Origin of the sequence: Streptomyces sp. NPDC092296 (genome assembly GCF_044755465.1) — a bacterium.
GTDB lineage: Bacteria > Actinomycetota > Actinomycetes > Streptomycetales > Streptomycetaceae > Peterkaempfera.
In genome coordinates this window covers 25,859-47,732 of the sequence record NZ_JBIVRB010000004.1, presented here as the reverse complement: position 1 = coordinate 47,732, position 21,874 = coordinate 25,859, and the positions used below count along the sequence as shown (strand labels likewise).

General features: G+C 74.3%; 15 protein-coding genes. 5 read left to right on the top strand and 10 right to left on the bottom strand.

Going from position 1 to position 21,874, the window contains the following annotated elements; all coding sequences use genetic code 11:
• Nucleotides 1-6: 6 nt before the first annotated feature.
• From ACIQGZ_RS13245 to ACIQGZ_RS13235, 3 genes are all read right to left on the bottom strand, one after another.
• Nucleotides 7-1,203 carry a glycosyltransferase gene (locus tag ACIQGZ_RS13245; protein WP_402601544.1) on the bottom strand — a complete coding sequence of 399 codons (1,197 nt, stop codon included), beginning with the start codon at nucleotides 1,201-1,203 and terminating at the stop codon, nucleotides 7-9.
• Nucleotides 1,200-4,106, bottom strand: a complete 2,907-nt coding sequence (locus tag ACIQGZ_RS13240) for a CDP-glycerol glycerophosphotransferase family protein (RefSeq protein WP_402601542.1) — start codon at nucleotides 4,104-4,106, stop codon at nucleotides 1,200-1,202. Before ACIQGZ_RS13240 ends, ACIQGZ_RS13245 begins: the two co-directional genes overlap by 4 nt.
• A gap of 152 nt (nucleotides 4,107-4,258) precedes the next feature.
• Nucleotides 4,259-5,890: a glycosyltransferase gene (locus ACIQGZ_RS13235; protein WP_402601540.1), complete on the bottom strand. Its 1,632-nt coding sequence runs from the start codon at nucleotides 5,888-5,890 to the stop codon at nucleotides 4,259-4,261.
• A gap of 243 nt (nucleotides 5,891-6,133) precedes the next feature.
• Here ACIQGZ_RS13235 and galE point away from each other — a divergent pair, with 243 nt between their 5' ends.
• On the top strand, nucleotides 6,134-7,123 hold the full coding sequence (galE, locus tag ACIQGZ_RS13230; protein ID WP_402601538.1) for a UDP-glucose 4-epimerase GalE: 990 nt from the start codon (nucleotides 6,134-6,136) through the stop codon (nucleotides 7,121-7,123).
• Between the two features lie 90 nt (nucleotides 7,124-7,213).
• Here galE and ACIQGZ_RS13225 read toward each other — a convergent pair whose 3' ends face one another.
• Nucleotides 7,214-9,811: a PQQ-binding-like beta-propeller repeat protein gene (locus ACIQGZ_RS13225; RefSeq protein WP_402601536.1), complete on the bottom strand. Its 2,598-nt coding sequence runs from the start codon at nucleotides 9,809-9,811 to the stop codon at nucleotides 7,214-7,216.
• A gap of 642 nt (nucleotides 9,812-10,453) precedes the next feature.
• Between ACIQGZ_RS13225 and ACIQGZ_RS13220 the strand changes: the two genes are divergently transcribed.
• Nucleotides 10,454-11,101: a TetR family transcriptional regulator gene (locus ACIQGZ_RS13220; protein ID WP_402601534.1), complete on the top strand. Its 648-nt coding sequence runs from the start codon at nucleotides 10,454-10,456 to the stop codon at nucleotides 11,099-11,101.
• Between the two features lie 220 nt (nucleotides 11,102-11,321).
• Here ACIQGZ_RS13220 and ACIQGZ_RS13215 read toward each other — a convergent pair whose 3' ends face one another.
• The 3 genes from ACIQGZ_RS13215 to ACIQGZ_RS13205 all read right to left on the bottom strand — a co-directional run bounded on the left by ACIQGZ_RS13215 (nucleotide 11,322) and on the right by ACIQGZ_RS13205 (nucleotide 15,878).
• A complete protein-coding gene (locus ACIQGZ_RS13215) occupies nucleotides 11,322-12,266 on the bottom strand; it encodes a beta-ketoacyl-ACP synthase III (RefSeq protein ID WP_402601533.1) in 945 nt (314 codons plus the stop codon).
• A gap of 95 nt (nucleotides 12,267-12,361) precedes the next feature.
• A complete protein-coding gene (locus ACIQGZ_RS13210; RefSeq protein WP_402601531.1) occupies nucleotides 12,362-13,327 on the bottom strand; it encodes a hypothetical protein in 966 nt (321 codons plus the stop codon).
• A 1,135-nt stretch (nucleotides 13,328-14,462) separates the two neighbouring features.
• Nucleotides 14,463-15,878, bottom strand: coding sequence for an MFS transporter (locus ACIQGZ_RS13205; RefSeq protein ID WP_402601529.1), 1,416 nt, complete (start codon nucleotides 15,876-15,878; stop codon nucleotides 14,463-14,465).
• Nucleotides 15,879-15,927: 49 nt separating this feature from the next.
• Between ACIQGZ_RS13205 and ACIQGZ_RS13200 the strand changes: the two genes are divergently transcribed.
• Nucleotides 15,928-16,920, top strand: a complete 993-nt coding sequence (locus ACIQGZ_RS13200; protein ID WP_402601527.1) for a GlxA family transcriptional regulator — start codon at nucleotides 15,928-15,930, stop codon at nucleotides 16,918-16,920.
• 331 nt (nucleotides 16,921-17,251) lie between these two features.
• Here the strand turns inward: ACIQGZ_RS13200 and ACIQGZ_RS13195 are convergent, their stop codons facing one another.
• From ACIQGZ_RS13195 to ACIQGZ_RS13185, 3 genes are all read right to left on the bottom strand, one after another.
• Nucleotides 17,252-18,334, bottom strand: coding sequence for a GDSL-type esterase/lipase family protein (locus ACIQGZ_RS13195; protein ID WP_402601526.1), 1,083 nt, complete (start codon nucleotides 18,332-18,334; stop codon nucleotides 17,252-17,254).
• A 33-nt stretch (nucleotides 18,335-18,367) separates the two neighbouring features.
• A complete protein-coding gene (locus ACIQGZ_RS13190; RefSeq protein ID WP_402601525.1) occupies nucleotides 18,368-18,823 on the bottom strand; it encodes an ATP-binding protein in 456 nt (151 codons plus the stop codon).
• A 356-nt stretch (nucleotides 18,824-19,179) separates the two neighbouring features.
• Nucleotides 19,180-19,593, bottom strand: coding sequence for an STAS domain-containing protein (locus ACIQGZ_RS13185; protein WP_402601524.1), 414 nt, complete (start codon nucleotides 19,591-19,593; stop codon nucleotides 19,180-19,182).
• A gap of 481 nt (nucleotides 19,594-20,074) precedes the next feature.
• On the opposite strand from ACIQGZ_RS13185, the gene ACIQGZ_RS13180 reads away from it, so the two are divergent.
• On the top strand, nucleotides 20,075-20,728 hold the full coding sequence (locus tag ACIQGZ_RS13180) for an RNA polymerase sigma factor (RefSeq protein WP_402601523.1): 654 nt from the start codon (nucleotides 20,075-20,077) through the stop codon (nucleotides 20,726-20,728).
• Nucleotides 20,725-21,858: a maleylpyruvate isomerase N-terminal domain-containing protein gene (locus ACIQGZ_RS13175; RefSeq protein WP_402601522.1), complete on the top strand. Its 1,134-nt coding sequence runs from the start codon at nucleotides 20,725-20,727 to the stop codon at nucleotides 21,856-21,858. The genes ACIQGZ_RS13180 and ACIQGZ_RS13175 overlap by 4 nt, the downstream gene beginning before the upstream one ends.
• Nucleotides 21,859-21,874: the final 16 nt, after the last annotated feature.

Below are 21,874 nucleotides of genomic sequence, written 5' to 3'. Positions count from 1 at the left end.
CCGACCTCACCGCTCCAGCAGCGTGAACAGGTCCTCCCAGCGGCCCAGCACCGCCTCCGGCGCGTACCGGGCGATGTTCGCCCTGGCCCGCTCCCCCATGGCGTCCCGCAGCTCCTGATCGTCCATCAGCCTGCCGAGCTGCCGGGCCAGCGCGCTGGTGTGGCCCACCGGCGCCAGCAGCCCGTCCTCGCCGTGCCGCACGATCTCCCGCACCCCCGGCGCGCAGTCGAACGCCACACAGGGGACGCCGCACTCCATCGCCTCCATCAGCGACAGCGGGAAGCCCTCCCCCCGGGAGGCCAGCGCGAACACCGACGCACGGGCCAGCGCCCCGGGCACATCGTCGGTCGGCCCGGCGAACTCCACCGAGCCGTCCAACCCCAGTGCGGTGCACTGCCGGCGCAGCTGCTCCTCGTCCGGACCGCCGCCGTGGATGCGCAGCGTCCACTCCGCGCGGCCCTGGGACGCCTCGGCCCAGGCGTCGAGCAGCAGGTCGTAGCCCTTCTCCTCGGACAGCCGGCCGATGCTCAGCACAGTCTTCGCGGTACGCGGCGAGGGCTGCGCGGTCTCGAAGGGCAGCGGGTTGGGGATGCTGGAGGTGCTGTTGAGCCCCTCCCTGATCCAGCGGTCGGCGTCCTCCGGGGTCAGCACGACCAGCCGGTCCACGCCCCCGTAGTAGCGCTTCACCCGGGCGAACCGGGAGGACGCCTGGCAGGTGCCGAAGGACTCATGGCTCATCCCGATCACCCGCAGCCCGGTCAGATCGGCCCTGGCCACCCACTCCATCGCCCACACCTGGGTGACGATCACCACGGCGCCCGGCCCGGCCGCCCGGAACAGCTCGGTCAGCCGGTCGGCGGCCGCCTGCGCCGCCGCCTCCCTGGCGGCCTGCCGCAGCCTGGCCGCCACATTGAGCCGCTGCCAGGGGCGGCGCGGCGTCCACGGCTGCGGCGGGTGCTCCCGGTAGAGGGTGGTGGTGTCGTACGGCGCCTGCGCGTCGCGGGCCTGCCGGATGTCCTCCGGCACCGGTACCACGCCGATCAGGTGCAGCCGGTGGCCGCGCTCCGCGAGCAGCCCGCCCATCCGGTGCGCCCAGCTGGACACCCCGCCCATCTCGTCCACGCTGTTGGAGACGATGAAGATGTCGCGGGTGCGCACGGCGGTCGCCCGCTCGGCCGCCGGGGCGGTGGCAACGTGGGTCATCGACTGCTCCCGTTCGGTCCGAAGAACCTGTCGGCGATCTTCGCGGCGGCGTCGCCCTGGTCGTACTCGCCGAACTCCTTGACGAAGCGGCGCCGGTCGTCCGCGAAGCGCGCGCCCACGCCCTCCAGGTCGTCCAGGGCCGCGTACAGCGACTCGGCGTCCCGGAGCACCGGGCCGGGCGCCTTCAGCTCCAGGTCGAAGTAGGTGCCCCGGGCGTCCTGGCTGTACTCCTCCAGGTCGTGGGCGAAGAACAGCATCGGCCGGTCCAGCAGCGCATAGTCGAACATCACCGAGGAGTAGTCGGTGATCAGCGCGTCCGCCAGCACATAGAGCGGCGTCACATCGGGCACGGCCGAGACGTCGATGACCTTGCCGGCCACCGACGGCGGCAGCACCACCGAGTTGAGGTAGTGGCAGCGCACCAGCAGGGTGTAGCGGTCCCCGAAGCGCGCCACGAAGTCCTCAAGGTCGAAGGGCGGCTCGAAGCCGCGCACCTGCCCGGCGGCGTTGGCCCGGAAGGTCGGCGCGTACAGCAGCACCGGCCGGTCCGGGTCGATGCCCAGCCGCTTCATCAGCGCCTCGTCACGGACCGGGGCGTTCAGCAGGACGTCATTGCGGGGGTAGCCGATCCGCAGCAGCCGCTCCTCCCCGATCCGGTAGGCCCGCGCCAGGGTGCGGACGTCGTGCTCCCCCCGGATCAGGAAGTGGTCGAAGCGGTCCAGCGCCCGCTGGTAGTCCTGCTGCGCCGCCCGGCCCATCTTCTTGTAGACGGGCAGGTCGAAGCCCATCTTCTTCAGCGCCGAGCCGTGCCAGGTCTGGATGTAGGTGGTCTCCGGGCGCTTGCTCAGCCTCAGCGGGAAGCCCTGGTTGTCGATCCAGAACTCCGCCTGGGCCAGCGCCCGCAGATACGGCCAGGACCAGCGCTTGACCAGCTGCGCGTCGGCGGGAAAGCCCGCCGGGCTGTCGGCGTACACCCAGACCGGCTTGATCGGGACGCCCCGGCGGCGCAGCTCCTCGTAGATCGCCCGGGGGCTGTCGCTGTACTGCTTGCCGAGGTGGCTCTCGAAGACGACCTGGCCCTTGATCACCGGGAGCTTCAGCAGCAGCCGGTGGTAGGCCCTGGTCTTCACCCGGCCGTCGTCCAGGCTGCGGCGCAGCTTGCGGGCCTTGCGCAGGCCCGACTTGGCGCGGCGGGCGGCGCTCCGGGCGAGGGTGCCGGTGTCGCCGCGCAGGGTGCGGTCCAGCAGTTCGGCGGTGCGGCGGGTGGCCGGGCTCTCGGCGGCCAGTTGGAAGGCCAGGTGGCCACGGGCGGTCACGGCGGGCTCCAGCCGGTCCGCGACCAGCCGGGTGAGCCGTGGCCGGACCGGGAGGCTGTCGGCGTCCTCCAGGCAGTGGTCTCCGACCGTGATCCGGGTGGTGGTGCGGTGGCCGTCGGCGGTGAGCACCAGCCGGATGTCCCAGACGTTGTCGATGATGCCGAGCGGGCGCAGCCGCCGGGCGAGGTCGGCGGTGGCCTCCCAGGCGATCTCGGCGCCCTCGTGCCGTACCGTCCCCACCGGGAAGGAGAAGGATTGCAGGCTGCGGCGGCGGGCGGTGAGGTCCAGCCGGGCGGTCAGCTTGGCCCCCGGCGCGACCAGGCCCAGCGGGTTGACGATCCGGCCGGTGAGCCGCAGCCCCTCCGGGGTCGGCCGGTAGCCGGTGAGCCGGTTGCGCAGGAACAGCTTCTCCAGCGGCTTGCCGTGGTAGCCGGCCTCGGTGACGTCCAGCACCCGGCGGCCCTCGGGGTCGTCCAGGTGCTCGGCGCACCAGTGGACGCGGCCCTGGTGCTCGACGAGCGGCGCGGAGAGCTTGTCCCGGTTGATCAGGGTGTCGATGGCCGGGAGCAGATTGGCCCAGTCGTCGTGGGCGAGCAGATAGGCGCAGATCCGCTGGATATGCGGGACCTGCTCGTATGCCGCCGGGGAGAGGCTGTCCAGGTACTCCCTGGCGTGCCCGGCGAACTCGTGCTGGAACTCCACCGGCAGGAACGGCAGGTCGCGCAGGTGGAGCACCAGGTCGTGCTTGAGGAACTTCGCGTCCTTGCGGACCCGCAGCTCGGTCAGTCCGCGCTCCGCGAGCAGCCGGTCGATCCGGCGGTGGATCTCCAGCCGGTCGGTGAAGTTGGAGATCTCATGGCGGCGGTTGCTGAGCGACTTGGTGTCGGTCTTCGACACCACGTTCCACCAGTAGACCCGGTTGGGGATGAGCGCGATGCGGTCGGCGGCCAGGTACGCCCGAGCGGAGAAGAGCAGGTCCTCGTAGAGGATGCCGACCGGGAACTCCAGCCCGGCGCGGAGCAGGAAGTCCCGGCGGTAGCACTTGTTGGTGGAGAGGGTGTCCCAGACCATCAGGTCGGGCAGCTCCTCGATGGAGTCCAGCGCCCGGGTGCGGCTGTAGAGCCAGGGGTACCACTCGACGGTCTTGCCGTGCCGGTTGTCCAGGTGACGGCGGACGCTGAGCCCGGAGACCAGCTCGGCGCCGAAGCGCTCGCCCGCCTCGAACATGTTGCGGCAGGCGTGCGGGTCCAGCTCGTCGTCGCTGTCCAGGAACATCACGTACCGGCCGCGTGCCTGGGCCACCCCGTGGTTGCGCGGCGCCCCGCAGCCGCCGCTGTTCTCCGCCAGCCGCAGCGCGCGGACCCGGCCGGGGTGGAGCGCGGCGAGCCGCTGGGCCACCTCGTGGCTGCCGTCCTGGCTGCAGTCGTCCACGATCAGGATCTCGGTGTTGCGCAGCGACTGCCCCAGCACCGAGTGCACCGCCCTGGGCAGCCGCGCGGCGTCGTTGTACACGATCACGACGACGCTGACGTCCGGCGGCGGCGCGGCTGCCTCGGAGGCTTCCGGGGCTACCTGGGTGGGAGACATCGGGAGGATTCCTTCTCGGCAGTTCTGCGGGAGGCGGCAGCCGTCCGCGCGAGGTCTCTTCTCACGGCAGCCGCCCGCTCCGTTTCATCGTGCCACGCGACCGCAGTGGCGGCGTGACACTGCGTGCGTGTCCCGGCCGGCCGTGGTAATGGTCAGTGCTGGAGCCTCGCCAGCAGTCGGCTGATCCGGCCGGCGGCCACCTCGCGGACGCCGGAGAGGCCGCCCGCGATCCGCAGTGCCAGGCCGCCGGAGCTGGTGGCGTACGCCTGGACCAGGGCAAACGCGGTCGGCGGGCGATAGGCGAAGGAACGTCGGGAGCCGACGCCGGGGGCGCGGACGGCGGTGACCAGGGTGCGGCCGCCCGCGAAGCGGATGTTGGCCCAGAGCGTCCAGGCGGTCATCGGGGCGGCGGCGCGGCCCGCCCGGACGAGCTCGAAGACATCCACCTTGAGAGCGGCGGTCCAGCGGTCGCCCGAGTTGACGAGCGGTGCCGGGTGGCGCAGCGCGACGGGGGCGGCGCCGGAGCGGGAGCGCAGTTCCAGCGAGACCGAGACCGGCCCGGCCGCCGCCAGCCGCCCGTACAGCTCGTGCAACCGCAGCCGGATCTCGCAGCGGCGGCCGATGCGCACCGCGCCGTCCACCGCGACCGGCAGCCGGCCCAGGGAGAGCTTCTCCAGGCCGTCCAGCGGGATGGCCGCCGCGCCGCCGCCGAGCAGCGGCCGGCCCCGCTCGTCGGCGGCGTAGGGCGGCACCAGCCGGGCGGGGCCGGCGGCCAGTTCGGTGAGCCGGGCGACCTCGACCGGTTCCTCGGAGGCCAGGATCGCGGCGCTGATCCAGCGGGCGGCGTGGTGGGCGGCGGCCAGCACGGAGGGGGCGAAGCCGCGCAGGTGGTCGCGGGTGATGTGCCACCACTCCGCCTGGTAGGCGGCGGATCTGGTGGCCAGCTCGCGAACGTACATCCGCAGGTCGTAGTCGAGGAACTTGGTGCCGGCGGCGGCGGCGAGCGACTTCTCGCCGGAGTTCTCCAGCACGGTGACCGTCTCGGCGTGGGCCTCGACCCGGTCGCGCCAGTTGCGGATCTCGTCGCGGCGCAGCGAGATCGACTGGCGGCCCGCCGCCCGCCGGACGTGCCAGGTGTAGACGGCGTCGGGGATGGCGACCAGCCGCGGCCGGGCCGCGTACACCATGGCGGTGAAGACGAAGTCCTCGTAGTGCACATCGCCGTCGGCGAACCGGACGCCGTTGCGCTCCAGGAAGGAGCGGTCGTAGAGCTTGCCGGCGGAGAGGGTGTCGCGCAGGAAGCCGGGGCGGGCGCCGATGCCCTCGGCGTACAGCACCGGCGGGCAGCCGGCCGGCGGGTACAGCTCGCGCTGCCACTCGGTGTCGGCGCGGGCGGGCAGTTCGCGGCGGACGGCGACGCCGGCCACCACGTCGGCGCGGTGCTCGACGGCGGCGGAGAGCAGGATGCGGGCGGCGCCGGGCGGCAGGACGTCGTCGCTGTCCAGCAGCATCACATAGCGCTCGCCGGCGGCGGCGATGCCCTCGTTGCGCGGGGTGCCGCAGCCGCCGCTGTTGACGGTGCGGGTGAGCACCCGGAGCCGGGGGTGGTCGGCCGCCAGGCGGCTGAGGATGCCGGGGGTGGCGTCGGTCGACGCGTCGTCCACCACCAGGACCTCGCCGACCGCTTCCCCCTGGTCGAGCGCTGAGTGCACCGCCTCGGCGATCCGGGCCGCGTCGTTGAAGACGCTCACGACGACGCTGACCCGCGGCTCGCCACCCGACATGCGCGCCTGCTCCCTCTTACACGGCTCGGCGAGGCGGGCGCCCGACGCGCCGCCGTACGCCGAGCGACTGCCGTCCACCCTGCCCGGATCCGGGACCGGCCGAGTCTGGCGACCGGGGCCGTGCATGTTCCTTCTGACCGGTTTAATCCTCCGGCCATAATAACGGACCGTATCGGGCCTGCCCTCGGGAGTACCGGATGAGGCCACCATAAAAGGCAAAGTCCCAGGCCCTATGATCCGGGTATGACCTGGTTGATCACCGGCGGAGCCGGATACATCGGCGGACATGTGGTAAAGGCCATGCTCGAAGCGGGCCGACAGGTGGCCGTTTTCGACGATCTCAGCTCGGGCCGGGCCGAACGGCTGCCGGAGGGGGTGCCGCTGATCCGGGGGTCCGTCCTCGACCGGGCGGCGGTGGACCGCGCGCTGCGGGAGCACGGGGTGACCGGCGTGCTGCACACCGCGGCGAAGAAGCAGGTCGGGGAGTCGGTGGAGCAGCCGTTCCACTACTACCGGGAGAACCTCCAGGGTCTCCAGACGGTGCTGGAGGCGACTGCGGAGGCGGGGGTCCGGCGCTTTCTCTTCTCCTCCTCGGCGGCGGTCTACGGCATGCCCGATGTCGATCTGGTGACCGAGGCCACACCGTGCGCTCCGCTGAGTCCGTACGGTGAAACCAAACTCGCGGGCGAATGGCTGGTGAAGGCCGCCGGAGTCGCACACGGAATCTCCACAGTCTCTCTTCGCTATTTCAACGTGGCGGGTGCCGCCGATCCGGCGCTTTCCGACGACGGCGTCCTCAACCTGGTCCCGATGGTCTTCCAACGGCTGACGGCCGGCGAAGCTCCCCGGGTCTTCGGCGCCGACTACCCGACGCCGGACGGCACCTGCGTCCGCGACTACATCCATGTCTCCGACATCGCCTCCGCCCATGTCGCGGCGGTGGAGCGGCTGACCGCCGATCCGGCGGGCGAGACCTCGCTGACCCTCAACATCGGGCGCGGTGAGGGCGTGTCGGTACGGGAGATGCTCGATGTGATCGGCCGGGTGACCGGGTACGACACCACCGGCGAGGTCGGCCCCCGGCGGGCCGGCGACCCCGCCCGGGTGGTGGCCTCCGCCGAGCTGATCCGCAAGGAGCTGGGCTGGGGCGCCCGGTACGGCGTCGAGGAGATGGTGGCCTCCGCGTGGGACGGCTGGTGCGCGCGCCACCCGGGAGCCCGCCGGGCGGGCTGACCCGGCGCCGCCTGGGCCGCTGTCGCCTGGGCCGCTGTCCTCTGGACCGCTGTCGTCCGGGCCGCCGCACCGCGCTGCGGGGCGGCGGCCTCAGCGCTGTTCACCGGGGATCGCGGTGCCGTAGACCGAGTCCAGCGCATAGACGCAGCGGTCCTTGCTGCCGACGAAGACCCGGCCGTCGACCGCCACCGGGGAGCCGGTGATCTCACCCTTGGTGCCCAGCTCCCAGCGCAGCCGTCCGGTGGCCAGGTCCAGGGTGTGCAGCGACTGGTCGCGGCTGCCGACGTGCACCAGGCCGCCGGCCACCGCCGGGGAGCCGACCACCTCGCCCCGGGCCGCGTACCGCCACAGCTCGCGGCCGGACGCCGTGTCGAAGGCGAACAGCGTCTCGCCCCCGGCGAGCAGCGCCGAGCCGCCGGTCACCACCACCGGCTCCGCGCCCTGCCGGCTGGCGGTGCGGCCCTGCCAGCGCGGGCGGCCGGTGGTGGCGTCCAGCGCGTACAGGGTGCCGAGGTAGTCGGCGACATACACACCGGGGGCGGTCCTGGTGCCGCCGGTGCCACCGCCGTCGGCCGGGCCCAGCGCGGGCGGGGTGAAGAGGACCACCGGCGCCTCGAAGCGCCAGTGTTCGGTGCCGGTGGCCGCGTCCAGCGCGAAGACCCGGGGCCCGGCGGTGACGTACAGGGTGCCGTCGCGCTCGACCGGGCGGGCCGGGACGTCCTCGCCCACCGCGAAGGTCCAGCGGAGCCGGCCGGTGCGCAGATCGGCCGCCCGCAGCCGGCCGCCGCCGTAGTAGTAGACGGAGTCACCGACCAGCGCCGGACCCGACTGCGTGGTCTCGTAGTCCTGCTGGGCGTCGCGGGCCCGCCACAGCTCGGTGCCGTCCGCCGCCGAGCGGACCTGCACCCCGCCGCCCCGGGTGCCGACGCAGACCGTACCGGCGGCGGCGCTCAGCGAGTAGACCCAGCCGTCCAGCACGACCCGCCAGCGCTCGGCGCCGCCCACCGCGTCCAGGGTGTGCAGATTGAGACCGTCGGCGGCGTGCACCAGGCCGTCGGCCACCGCCGTGGCCCAGGCCACGCCACGGGTCTTGAAGCGGCGCTGGCCGGTGGCGATGTCCAGCGCGTGCACCTCGAAGCTGGACACGAACAGGGTGCCGTCCGCGACCACCGGGGTGCCCCAGACGTCATTGGACATCCGGAACCGCCACGGCCGCCAGGGCGGCGCGGGGGGCGGGGTGGGGGCGACCGGGGCGGGTGCGGGTGCCGGGGCCGCCTGGACGGGGACGGGCTGGACGGGGACAGGGAGAACGGGGGCGGGCTGGACGGGGGCGGCCGGGGGGCGGACCCAGTCGGTGGCGGGCGGGGGCGGGAGGGCCGGCACGGCGCTGGTCTCGGCCCGGGGGCCGGGGCCGATCCGCACCGAGGCACCGGCCAGCCGGACGGCCTCGCCGTCCTCCTCCGGGGCCGGTCCGCCCCGGTGCCGGGGCCCGTGGACCATCCGCTCGGTGACCGGGGTGTCGTCGGGCCGGGGGGCGGCGGTGCGCGGGTCGGCCGTCCTCGGGTCCGGATTGCCCGGCCGGGCCGGCGACACGGGCGCGGGGGCGGGTACGGGAGCCGGCGCCGGTACGGGTAGCGCGGGCGGCATCAGCGGCATGGGGGGCGCCGCCGGCTGCGACATCGGCTGCGACACCGGCTGGGGCGACACCGGGTGGGGCGACACCGGCTGGGGAACCGGCGGCATGGGCTGCGGCATCGCCGGCCGGGGCGGCGGCGGGACCGGCAGCGCCGGACGCCGGCCGCGCTTGCGCTCGATCAGGTCGATGCCCGCCTGCGGCAGCCACTCCCCCGCGTCCCCGTCGCCGCCGGTGTCGCCCCGGGCGAAGAGGTGCGGCGCCAGCTCGGCCTGGATCTCGGCCGGCGTGGGCCGCCGCTCCGGCGCCGACCGCATGCAGGCCCGGACCAGCGGCGCCAGCTCCTCCGGCAGGCCGGACAGGTCGGGCTCCTCCCGCAGCAGCATGAAGACCGTCTCCACCGGGCTCACCCCCCGGTACGGCGGGTGGCCGGTGGCCGTGTAGACCAGCAGCGAGCCCAGCGAGAAGACATCGCTGGCCCCGGTGACGCTGCGGCTGTCCCGGGCCTGCTCGGGCGACATGTACGCGGGCGTGCCGACCGCCACATTGGTCATGGTCAGCCGGGTGTTGGAGACCCCGGCCGCGATGCCGAAGTCGATGACCCGGGGGCCGTCCTCCACCACCAGCACATTGGACGGCTTGAGGTCGCGGTGGACCAGCCCGGCGGCGTGGATGGACTGGAGCGCCTCCGCGATGCCCGCCACCAGCCAGCGCACCGCCTCCACCGGCAGCGGCCCGCACTCGCCGACCAGGTCCTCCAGCGAGGGCGCCGGGACGTACGCGGTGGCCAGCCAGGGAACCGGCGCGTCGGCGTCGGCGTCGACCACGGCCGCCGTGTAGAACCCGCTGACCGTCTTGGCGGCGGAGATCTCGCGGCTGAAGCGGACCCGGAAGAGCTCGTCCTCGGCGAGTTCGGCGCGCACGGTCTTGATGGCCACCCGCCGCCCGGACGCGGACCGCGCCAGGTAGACGAGCCCCATACCGCCCGCGCCGAGGCGTCCCAGCACCTCGAAGGGCCCGATCCGCCTCGGATCGTGCACCATCAGCTGGTCCACTCCTCCGCACCTCCCCGTTCCGCCGCCCCGCGGTGCACCACCGCGGGGGGTCGTCCGATTCTCCATTGCCGACCCGCCCGACGGCCAACCAGCGTCCCCGGTGCGGCGGCGCCCGTGCCGGGGCGGGCACTCGGGCATCCCGCCGTGAACGTCCAGGCGTGAACCCGTGCCGCCGTGAACCCGTCCCGCCATGAACCCGTGCCGCCGTGAACCCGTGCCGCCGTGAACCCGTCCCGCCATGAACACTGACGTACGACGCGCCCCACTGGTTCGCCGCCCCACCCGGTTGCCGACGCACGCTGTGTAACCGGCGGACTCCGCGATCCCCGATCGGCCGCTCGAAAGGCTGATTGCCCCTAACGGAGCAGTCACAACTGCATTACAGACCGGGGTCCGGATTGGAAGCCGCCGACGAATGCGGGGCCACCGGCCCGATCCGCTTCCCCCCGAATTGCCCGTCAGTGCTCCGCCCTTGAAGTCCCGATGCCGGTCCTAAAGCGGGCGGTAACGGAACTTCCGGCACTCTGACCAGGGCATGACCGGTGTTTCCACACACCGTCCGGCGCCGCTGCGCCACCCCCGGTCGGAGTATTCGTCACATTGCCGAATCGCGCCCTGATCTTACGCAGGTAAACTGACGGCATGACAGGACAAGTTCGCACCGTCGACGGTCGCGTCGCCGGGCGACGCGGGCAGGCGACGCGGCAGAAGCTGCTCGACTGCCTTCGCGAGATGCTCAGCACGTCGCCGTACCGGGACGTCAAGGTCATCGACGTCGCCCGGATGGCGGGTACCTCCCCCGCAACGTTCTACCAGTACTTCCCGGATGTCGAGGGCGCTGTCCTTGAGATCGCGGAAGAAATGGCCAAGGACAGCCTCGGGCTCAAGGAGCTCGTGGCCGACAAATCCTGGGCGGGAAAGACCGGCTGGACCACCGCAGAGGAGCTGGTCGATGGCTTCCTCGGCTTCTGGCGCAAGAACGACGCCATCCTGCGCGTGGTCACTCTGGGTGCGGCAGAAGGGGACAAGCGGTTCTTCAAGATCCGTATGAAGGTCCTCAACGCCGTAGCCGGCCCGCTCACCGACACCCTCAAGGACATGCAGGCGAAGAACCGGTTCGACAAGTCGGCCAATGCCGGCGCCGTCGCCGGATCACTGATCACCCTGCTGGCCGCCTCGGCCGAGCACCAGAAGGCATTCGACTCCTGGGGCGCCAAGGCCAAGGATCTCAAGCCCAATCTGACGTCGCTGGTCTACCTCGGGGTGACCGGCAAGAAGCCGCCGAAGTAGGGCTGACCGCACCACCGCACGACCCCGCACCGCATCCACCGTGCGCGCATCCTCCCGGTCTCCTGTCCGGACCGGGGCGGACGGAGGACACCGGACGTGCCTCGGGGGAGGTACACCGGACGTCCGAAGCGCGCTCGCACCGGGGCGGTCCCGGCACCACCGGGGCCGCCCCGTCCCATGTCCCGTCCCATGAGCTGCCCCCGGCCTGACCCGGCCGGGCTCAGGGGCAGCGGACGACCTGCCCGGCGTACGCGAGGCCGCCGCCGAAGCCGAAGAGCAGCACCGGCGCGCCCGAGGCCAGCTCGCCGCGCTCCACCAGCTTGCTGAGCGCCAGCGGGATGGAGGCGGCGGAGGTGTTGCCGGACACCACGACATCCCGGGCGATCACGGCCTGCGGCGCGCCCAGCTTGGCGGCGATGGCGTCGATGATGCGCAGATTGGCCTGGTGCGCCACAAAGCCGGCCAGCTCCGACGGCGCCACCCCGGCCCGCTCGCACGCCTCCCTGGCGATCGGCGCCAGCTTGGTGGTCGCCCAGCGGAAGACGGTCTGGCCCTGCTGGCTGATCCTCGGCTCCCAGCCGCTGATCACCACCGCGTCGCCCTTGTCCGGCTCCGAGCCCCACACCACCGGGCCGATGCCCGGCTGCCCGCCGTCCGGGACCCGCTCGACGATCGCCGCGCCCGCGCCGTCGCCGAAGATCACGCAGGTGGAGCGGTCGGTCCAGTCGATCGTGTCCGACATCCGCTCGGCGCCGATCACCAGTGCGCGGGTGGCCGCACCGGCCCGCAGCGCGTGGTCGGCGGTGGCCAGCGCGTAGGAGAAGCCGGAGCAGGCGGTGTTGATGTCGTACGCCGCCGGGGAGGGGATGCCCAGCCGGGCCGCGACCGAGGCGGCGGTGCTGGGGCTGCGGTCGACGGCGGTGCAGGTGGCCACCGCGACCAGGTCGATCCCGTCGGGTGCCAGGCCGCTGCTGGCCAGTGCCTTCTGGGCGGCCTGCTCGGCGAGGTCGACCAGGGTCTCGTCCTCGGCGATGTGCCGGGTCCGGATGCCCACCCGGGAGCGGATCCACTCGTCGTCGGTGTCGACCAGGCGGGAGAGGTCGTCGTTGGTCAGCACCTTGGGCGGCTGATAGTGGCCGAGGGCCACGATCCGGGATCCGGTCATGGCTACCACTCAACCCGGTTACCCACCGGTCAGCGTGTGACGCGCTGATACAGGATCGGACTGCGGAAGCTGTAGGGCCCCGACAACGGACCAGGTCAGGCGGCCAGTGAGGCCCGGTCACCCATGACGATCACCGGGTGGGCGGCCGGGTCCAGGCTGCGCAGCAGCGTGACCATGTCGCGCTGGGCGAGCGAGACGCAGGCGTGGGTGGGACCGCCGTGGTCGACGTGCACCCAGATGCCGCCGCCCTTGGCCGCGCCGAGCGGCTTGCTGCCGTCCAGCGGTGAGGTGCCGGCCACCCGGTTGTAGTCGATGGCCACCACGTAGTCGAACGAGCCCTCCAGGTCGTCGCCCTCGAAGCCCCGGCCGCTGACGGTGAAGTTGGCGTCCCGGTGGTACGGGAGCTTGGAGCCCGGGTCGGCCTTGAGGCCCCCGGCGTCGCTGAGCCCGAAGACGCCGATCGGGCTGCGCAGGTCGTCGAGGTGGTGGTCGGCCGTCCAGCCCTTGAGGGCGTTGTGGGCGGGCCAGGGGGTGCCGGGCTTCCAGCGGCCGTCGGCGGTACGGGTCCACAGGGTGGCGGTGGCCCGCGAGGAGTTCCGGCCCTTGCCGGTGACCAGCAGCACCTGGGTGCTGCGGGCGGGGATCTTGGCCCGGAAGGCGGCGCTCAGCCCCGGCAGCCGGGTGACGGTGTCGTCGGTACGGGCGGAGGTGGCCCCGGCGGTGGCGGCCGATCCGGCGGCTGACCCGTCACCACCCGCCCGGTCGGTGTCGGCCCGGTCGGCCGCCGGTGAGCCGGTGTGGCCGGAATCCAGCGCCCCGGAGTCGACGCGGGCCGCCGCGGTGCCGTCCTCGGAGCGGTCGGTGGCGGAGGCCGCGACGCTGCTGAGCGCGCCCTGCGGGCCGAACGCCAACCAGCCGCCGGCGGCGGCGACCAGCAGTGCGGCGGTACCGGCGGTGGCGATCCGGGCGCGGCTCCGGCGCGGCCTGCGCCGCCGCCGCCCGCCGCGGCCGGGCTTGGGCTGCGGGTCGGGCAGATCGGCGGTGCGCTCGGAACGGGACATGGCTGCGATCCTCCCAAAAGATCGGGGCCCTCCCCGTACCGGGGTGCGGGTTGCCGTGGTGAGCCTACGCACACCAGGGGGCGGAGGTTCAAATCCGGGGTCGCTCCAAGCAACAAAAGATCGGACTTCCGCTACAGTCGGTCAACTCGTGGCCCCGCCCAGTCGTCCCGAGCCACTGCGGAATCAGCGCGGCGGTTCCAGCAGCTCCACGGCGTAGCCGTCGCCGCCGCCCGCCACGGCCGTCAACCCGCCGGCGGACGGCTGCCCGTCCGCCGTCTCCCGGCGGGTCAGCGTGTACGGCACGGCCCCGGCCTCGACCGGCGCGGCGGTGAGCCGCCACTGCGGCCCGTGCGCCCCCGGCGGCTCCAGCCGCAGCCGGACCGCGTACCGGCCGCACCACCGGGCACCGGTACGGCGAACTCCGCGTACGGGACGCCCTCGGCGTCGTGGTGCAACTCCCAGCTGCCGCCGGGCCCGCCGATGCCGGAGAGCAGGCCGGCCGGGGCGCGGTGGGCGTCGAGGCGGCCGGTGGCGGAGAGGACGGACTCGGCGCCGTCCGGGCCGCTCCAGCTGCCGGGCGGTTCGGCGGCGATCGGGTCGGCGCCGGTCGTCGGTCGCGCAGCACCCAGAGCAGGGCCGCGACCGCCGGCCGGGCGGCCCGCAGCACCTGCGCCGCGTACGCGAGGACCTCGGACCGGCCGGTCGGCGGCGTGGGCACGCCGAAGTGGGTGGAGCGGACCTGGTGGACCAACTGCGCGACGGCCCGGCCGGCGAGGACGCAGAGCAGCAGCCGCACGGCCGCCCCGGCGGCGGTCCCCACCTCCCGAGAGCCGCGCCGCCGCACGGCGCGGCCGCCGGCTCCGGCTCCGGCTCCGGCTCCGGCTCCGGCAGCACGGTGACCCACCCGAAGCCCTCGCACACGCTCCGCCCGATGTCGGGCAACCGGTACTGCCACAGTTGCAGGGCGGTCCGGAGGCAGCCGAGACCCGGCTCCGCCAGTGCCGTACCGACGGCCACCCCGCACCATCGCTGCCAGGACGTCATGGCCCACCCCAGTCGTCACCCGCGCGGTCGAGGGGCCACCCGACGCGACGGGACGCGGGGCACGGCAGTGGTCGACCGGGGTGCGATGCCGTCAGGCGGGGGCGGCGGTGCGGGCGGGCCGCAGTCCGAGGCAGAGCAGCACCGCGACGGCGCAGAGTCCACCGGCCGCGTACCAGGCGGCGTCGTAGTCGCCCAGGTGGTCGCGGGCGACACCGGCGGCATAGGCGACCAGGGCGGCGCCGATCTGGTGGCAGGCGAGCACCCAGCCGAAGACCACCGGGGCGTCCGCGCCGAACCACTGGCGGCACAGCGCGATGGTGGGCGGCACGGTGGCGACCCAGTCCAGGCCGTAGAAGATGACGAAGGCGAGGATGCCGGGGTGCAGGCTGCCCGCGAACAGCCCGGGGAGCAGCAGCAGCGAGGCGCCGCGCAGCCCGTAGTAGGTGACGAGCAGCCACCGGGAGTCGAAACGGTCGGTGAACCAGCCGGACGCGATGGTGCCGACCACATCGAAGACGCCGACCAGCGAGAGCAGCCCCGCCGCCGTGGTGGCGGGCATGCCGTGGTCGTGGGCGGCGGGGACGAAGTGGGTGCCGACCAGGCCGGCTGTGGTGGCGCCGCAGATGGCGAAGGTGGTGGCCAGCAGCCAGAACGGGCGGGTGCGGACGGCGACGGCGAGCACCCGCAGCGCCCGGGTCAGCGCGGCGCCGCTGTCGGCGGGCGGCGGGGGCGCGGTCTGGGCGCCGTACGGCAGCAGCCCGACATCGGCGGGGTGCTCGCGCATCAGCAGCAGGACCGGTACGGCCACCACGGTGGCGCAGAGCGAGACGACCACGGCGGCGGAGCGCCAGCCGTGCTGCTCGACCAGCCAGGCGAGCAGCGGCAGGAAGACCAGGTTCCCGGCGGCGCCGCCCGCGGTGAGGACGCCGGTGACCAGCCCCTGGCGGGCGCTGAACCACCGGCCGCTGACGGTGGTGGCGAAGGCGCCGGCCATGCTGCCGCTGCCGAGGCCCACCAGCACGCCCCAGCAGAGCACCAGTTGCCAGCCGGCCGTCATGAAGACGGTCAGCCCGCTGCCGGCGGCGATCATCAGCAGCGCGTTGGTGACGACCAGCCGCATGCCGAACCGGTCCATCAGGGCGGCGGCGAAGGGCGCGGTGAGCCCGTAGAGGGCCAGGTTGACGGAGACGGCGCTGGAGATGAGGCCGTGCGACCAGCCGAACTCGTGGTGCAGCGACTCCATCATCAGGCCGGGGGTGGAGCGGAAGCCGGCCGCGCCGACCAGCACCAGCAGGGCCACGCCGGCGACGACCCAGGCGTAGTGCGGGCGGCGGGGCTGCGGCTTTCGGGCCGGCTGGGGCTTTTGGGCCTGCTGCGGCTGCTGCGGCTGCGGGGGCTGCTGGGGTTGGCCGTTGGGCTCGTCGGGCAGGTCGGTCAGATCGGTCGGGGCGCTCACCGGACCAGTGTCCGCAGGGTGCATGCTGGGAACGAGTGGCCCGATGGCCATCTTGCGCAAGGTTCGGGCCAGCGGCCCGACTGGAGAGAGGGGGGCGGCCATGGCAGGACCGCACCGGGTGGCGGTGCTGGCGCTGGAGGGGGTGGTCGCCTTCGAGCTGTCCATCCCGTCCCGGATCATGGGCAGCGCCCGCGCCCCGGACGGCGTCCCGCTGTACGAGGTGGCGACCTGCACCGTGAGCGGCGGTCCGGTCGCCACCAGCGCCGACTTCCGGATCTCGGTGGCGCACGGGCCCGAGCTGCTGGAGACGGCCGACACGGTGATCATCCCGGCCATGTACGACGACGGGCCCTGGTTCACCGAGGGCCGGCTCTCACCGCCGGTGGCGGCGGCCCTCGCCCGGGTCAGGCCGGGCACTCGGCTGGTGTCCATCTGCACCGGCGCGTTCGTGCTGGCCGCCGCCGGGCTGCTGACGGGCCGCCCGGCCACCACCCACTGGCGCTACACCGAGCAGTTCCGGCGGCTCTACCCCCGGGTGCGGCTCGACCCGGATGTGCTGTTCACCGACGACGGCGACCTGCTCACCTCCGGCGGGGTGGCCGCCGGGGTGGACCTCTGCCTGCACCTGGTGCGGCGCGACCACGGCAGCACGGTGGCCAACGGGGTCGCCCGGACCTGCGTGGTACCGCCGTGGCGGGACGGTGGCCAGGCGCAGTACATGGAGCTGCCGATGCCGCCGGTCGGCACCGGGGAGCGGGGCTCCACCGCCGCCGCCCGGGTCTGGGCGCTGGACCGGCTGGCGGAGCCGCTGGGGCTGCGGGTGTGGGCGGCGCAGGCGGGGATGAGCGTACGGACCTTCACCCGGCGCTTCCGGGAGGAGGTCGGCACCAGCCCGGTGCAGTGGCTGCTGCTACAGCGGACCGAGCGGGCCCGGCTGCTGCTGGAGTCCACCGACCTGACGGTCGAGCAGGTGGCGCGGGAGGCGGGCTTCGGCACGGCGGCGTCGCTGCGCCAGCATCTGGGGGAGCTGCTGGGGGTGTCACCGAGCGGCTACCGGCGGACCTTCCGCGCCGGCGCGGCCGGTGGGCGCTGACCGGGCCCCGCCCGCCGATACGACCGCCGATACGACCGGGAGCACGACCGGGGACACGACCGGGTGGTGGCGCGCCGTACGCACAGCGGGGCACGGCGCCCGCCACCCGACCGCGACACCCGGGCCCTGGCCGGTGCCGCGTGAATCCGCACTCGCCAAGGAGACTCCGGCTGGGCTGGACACCGGGTTGCCGCCTCGGCGTCCCCTCGCAACGGACCCCTTCGTCCAAGGGTGATCAGGCCGACACGTGGCGTCAATGGCTTGTCCGAAATTCGGAAGGGTTGCCGTGCTTATCAGACATCATGACCCCAGCACGCTGGCCGGAAAGCGTCTATCGCCGCGCACCGGCGTACGCGGCCCAGCGCTGCCCGATCAGCCGCTGACCTGCGGCGTCGGGGTGCAGACCGTCCGGCATCCGGCCGGCGGCGGCGTCCTCGGCGGCGAGGAGTCCGCACCCGTCCAAATAAGCCAGTGCGGCGTCCCCGCGCCGCCTCCGCAGCGCCACCACCCCCGCCAGCACCTCCCGTATCTGCGGCAGCGTCATGTCCCCGGTGACCCGCTGCGGGCCGCTGCCGGGCACCTCGAACCAGCTGTCGGCGCTGGTCTCGCGCAGCTCGCCGCCGTACAGCGGGGAGACCACCGTGACCGGCACCGCCGGCCGCCGGTCCCGGATCACGGCCAGGAAGCCGTGCAGCGCCGAGGCCAGGGTGCGGGCCCGCAGCGCCGCCGAGTTGTGGACATTGATGCCGACCTCCAGGGTGATCCGGTCGGCGGGCAGCGCCGCGACCACCCGGGCGACCAGCGGTTCCAGCAGGCAGGAGCCGCTGTAGCCGAGGTTGGTCGGCCGCAGCCCCAGCAGCCGGGCGGCGACGGCCGGCCAACTCCCGGTCGGCGGCACCCCGTGGCCCTGGGTGATGCTGCTGCCGTACACGGTCCAGCGGGGGCGCCGGTCCGGCGCCGGCGGGCGGATCGGGCGGCCGTCGACCGCCCGCAGCGCGCGGATGCGTACGCCGGGCAGCGGCGGCAACCAGATCTCGACCTGCTTCTCACCCGGCGGCAGGTCGGGCAGGTCGACCACGGCGTCGGTGAGCGGCCGCCCGGGGGCGGGCACCTCGCGGACCGGCACGCCGTCCAGCACCAGGCCGTACGGGGGCGGGCCGGCCCCGGCCGCCGGGTCACCGAAGTCGGGCGGCGCCACCGGCCGGACGTCCAGCGCCAGATGGCGGGAGTCGGTGGTGCAGCGCAGCCGTACGCCGGCCGGGCCCAGCGCGGCGACGGTCAGCAGTGGGTCGTACAGCTCCAGATCGGCGTACGGCAGCCGCCAGGGCTGCACCCAGCCGTCACCGCGCTCCAGGTCGACCGCGCCGTCGACGGCGGTGACCCCGTCCGGCAGGACGAAGCCGTCCACGTCCATCCGGCCTCCTCCCGCTGGGCCGCCCGGGGCGAGTCAGACCGCCAGGGCCCGGGGCTGCTGCGCCGGGACGGCCGGTCCGGCGGCCGGCTCCCGGTCGATCTCGCACCAGACACGCTTCCCCGCTCCCTCGGGGTACCAACCCCAGCGGTCACAGAGGCAGTCGACCAGTTCGAGGCCCCGGCCGCCCACCGCGTCGCCCTCCGCGTGCCGGGGCTGCGGCGGGACGTCGCTGGCGTCCGCGACCTCGATCCGGACCGCCACCACCTCGGGCGCCGGATCGAGCGGGAAGAGCAGCCGCAGCACCGCCGCGCGGCCGGTGTGCACCACGGCGTTGGTCACCAGCTCGGAGACCACCAGGACCAGGGTCTCCGCGAGCGGCGCGTCCGGATCGAGGCCGCAGCCCCGCAAACGCGTCCTCACCCATCTGCGGGCGCGGCCGACCTCCGCCGGATCCGGCTGCACCGCCGTCTGCACCTGAAGCACCTGCACCGCTCACACCACCCGTAGTCGCGGGCCGATACGCTCTCCTCGGCACGGTTCGCCCCAGAATGATCCGACGGAACGGCGAGCAGCAAGCGCTTCGGGCATATTCCGACGGCCACGGCACGGGACGGTGCATACTGCCCTCGCGCAGGTCCCGGGACGGTTCGTGGACCCTCCGACGAGGGTAACGAACCGACCGTCCCCCCAGCCCGAACCGGCAGCAGGCCCCGCCCGCGCCCCAGGCCCGACCGTGCTTCAGGCCCGACCGTGCTTCAGGCACCGATCGGGCATCTGGTCCCGATCGGGTGTCAGGACCCGCCCGGATGTCAGGACCCGGCCAGGCGCCGGGACCCGCCCGCGGATCAGGCCGAGAGCGGTACCTCGCCGCCCCCGGCGCTCGGGCCGCCGTGCCGGGCCGGTGCGGTGGCCACCGCCGAGGCGAGGTCCGGGTGGATGTCGAAGAGCCGGCGCACGCCAAGCGCGTTGAAGACCCGCTGCACCCGGCTCTCCTGGCCGTCCTGGTGGTGGCCGGGGATCACCAGCCGCAGCTCACCGGCGCAGGAGCGCATCAGCCGGCGGGCGGCGATCAGCACCCCGACCCCGCTGGAGTCGCAGAAGCGCACCTCGGCGAGGTCCAGCACCAGCTTGCGGCGGCCCTCCGCGACCGCCTCGTGGATGCGCAGGCGCACCGTGGCCCCGGAGACGAGGTCGATCTCCCCCGCCACGCGGAGCACCGTCCAGCCGCCGTGCTCCTCCGAGGTCACTGCCAGCACCACGGGCCCCTGTCCCTTCCATGCCGGGCGAGGCAGTCCGGGCGGTTTCCCGGGCAGCGCTCCGGCCGCCGACGACCCTATGCGGTCTTTGCGCCGGTTGGACAGGGTGCGGGGTCACACAGCCGTAACGTTGCGGACGAAACATCAGTTTTCGAGCCCTCCGGAGCCGTTGCCACCCCGCCCGCCGGGGTTCCGGAGGACCGTCGCCGCCCCCGGCGCATGGAAGCACCGGCCCCGGCGCGTGTCGCACCCGCCGCGCCCGCGCGCGCCCGGCGCTTACCGCCCCCTGAACCGGCGGTCACAAGCAGACTCGCGCTCTTCGCGCAATCCCGAGCAATCCGGCTTGCGGCTCGGCTACCTTGGGTGGTCCGAGCGCCGCGCGAGCCCCTCCCCCTGGGCGGACGAAGCGTCAGGACAGTACGTCGGGACCGCCAGGGGAGACCGGTCCGGAACCGACGGTGCTCCCAGGGAAGGGGGGGTGTGCATGGCGACTGCCGTCCCCGTCCGGTGGGACCACCGCATCCGGGAACGCCTCGCCCTCGGTGAGGAGGCGGCCCTCGGCGAGCTGTACGACCAGTTCGCCCCGCTGGTGCACGGCCTGGCCAACCGGGTGCTCGACAGCCAGGAGGACGCCGAGCAGATCACCCGCGAGGTCTTCGGCCACATCTGGGAGCACCCCGAGGAGTTCGACCCCGCCCAGGGTTCGCTGCGCTCCTGGATCGGCACCCTCACCCACCGCCGGGCCGTCGACCGGCTGCGCCGCCACAGCGGCCTGCCGCCGGTCGGGGACCGTACGGCGGCCGACCCCGCCGTGACCGCCGATCCCGACGCCACCGACCCCGACGCCACCGACCCCGACGCCACCGACGCTGCCGACCCCTGTACGGCCGACACCGCACCGGAGCCGTACGGCGTGGAGGCGCGGGTGCTCGCCGCCGCCACCGCCGCCCGCGTCCAGTACGTGCTCACCTCGCTGCCGCACCCGCTGCGCGAAACGCTCACCCTCACCTACTTCGGCGGCCGCAGCTACCCGCAGGCCGCCCGGGAGCTGGGCGTCAGCGAGGCCACCGCCAAGCACCGGATGCGGCTCGGGCTGCAACTGCTGGCCACCGCGCTGGCCATGGAGGGCGGCCGGTGACCGCGCCCGCCCCGGCCGCCGCACTGCCGGCCGTCGAGCACGAGGCGCTGCGCGGGCTGCTCGGCGCCTGGGCGCTGGACGCCTGCCCGCCGGAGGAGGCCGCGCTGCTGGAGCGGCATCTGCCCGGGTGCGGGCCGTGCGCGGTGGAGGCCGCCCGGCTGCGCGACGCGGCGGGCCGGCTCTCCGCCGACGAGCCGCTGGACCCGGCGCCGGAGCTGCGCGGCCAGGTGCTGGAGAGCTGCCTGGCCCGGCGCGCGCCGCGCATCCGGGTGCCGCGCTGGGTCGCGCCGTACTCGGCCGAGACCGCCAGGCTGGACGCGCTGCTGCGCGACCTGGGCGCCGGTGAGTGGCTGGAGCAGGCCGAGCTGCCCTGGCACGGCGGCGCGCAGCGGTGGCAGCCGGCCGAGGTGCTGTGCCATCTGGCGGCGGTGGACGGTTTCGTCGGCCGGGCGTACGGGCTGGCCGATCCGGTGCCCGGCGGGCAGGCCCCGGCCGCCGGGCCGGCCCCGTGGACCGCCGTGGCCGACCGCACCGAGCGGCTGATCGGCGTACACCGCCGGTCGGCGCCGGAGGTGGTCCGCGCACTCTGGCGCGACCAGAGCCGGGAGCTGGTGCGCACCGCCTCGCTGGCCGGGCCGGACGGCGGCGCGGTCGAGGTGGACTACGGCGCGTTCCGGCTGCCGGCCCGCGATGCCTTCGTGGACCGCGCCTTCGAGTGCTGGATTCACGGCGACGACGTGGCCCGCGCGGTGGACTACCCGTACGGGCCGCCCGCGCCGCAGCACCTGCGGCTGATGGTCGACCTGGCGGCCCGGATGCTGCCCGCCGCGATCGGCGGCCTGCGCGCCGCCACCGGCACCGCCGACACCGATGCCGGTACCGACACCGGCCGGGCGCTGCGGCTGGTGATCGAGGGCCCGGCGGCCGGGGAGTGGCTGATCCCGTTGGACGCGGCGACGGCCCCGCCGCCGGGCGCCGCGCCGGTGGCCTCGGTGGTCATCGACGGGCTGGAGTTCTGCTACCTGGCCGCCGCCCACCGGGACCCGGACCGGCTGCCGGTCGGCCAGGACGGCGACCCGGCCGCCGTCCGCGAGGTGCTGCGCGCCCTGCCGCTGCTCTCCCGGCCCTGACCCCGGGGCCGCCGGG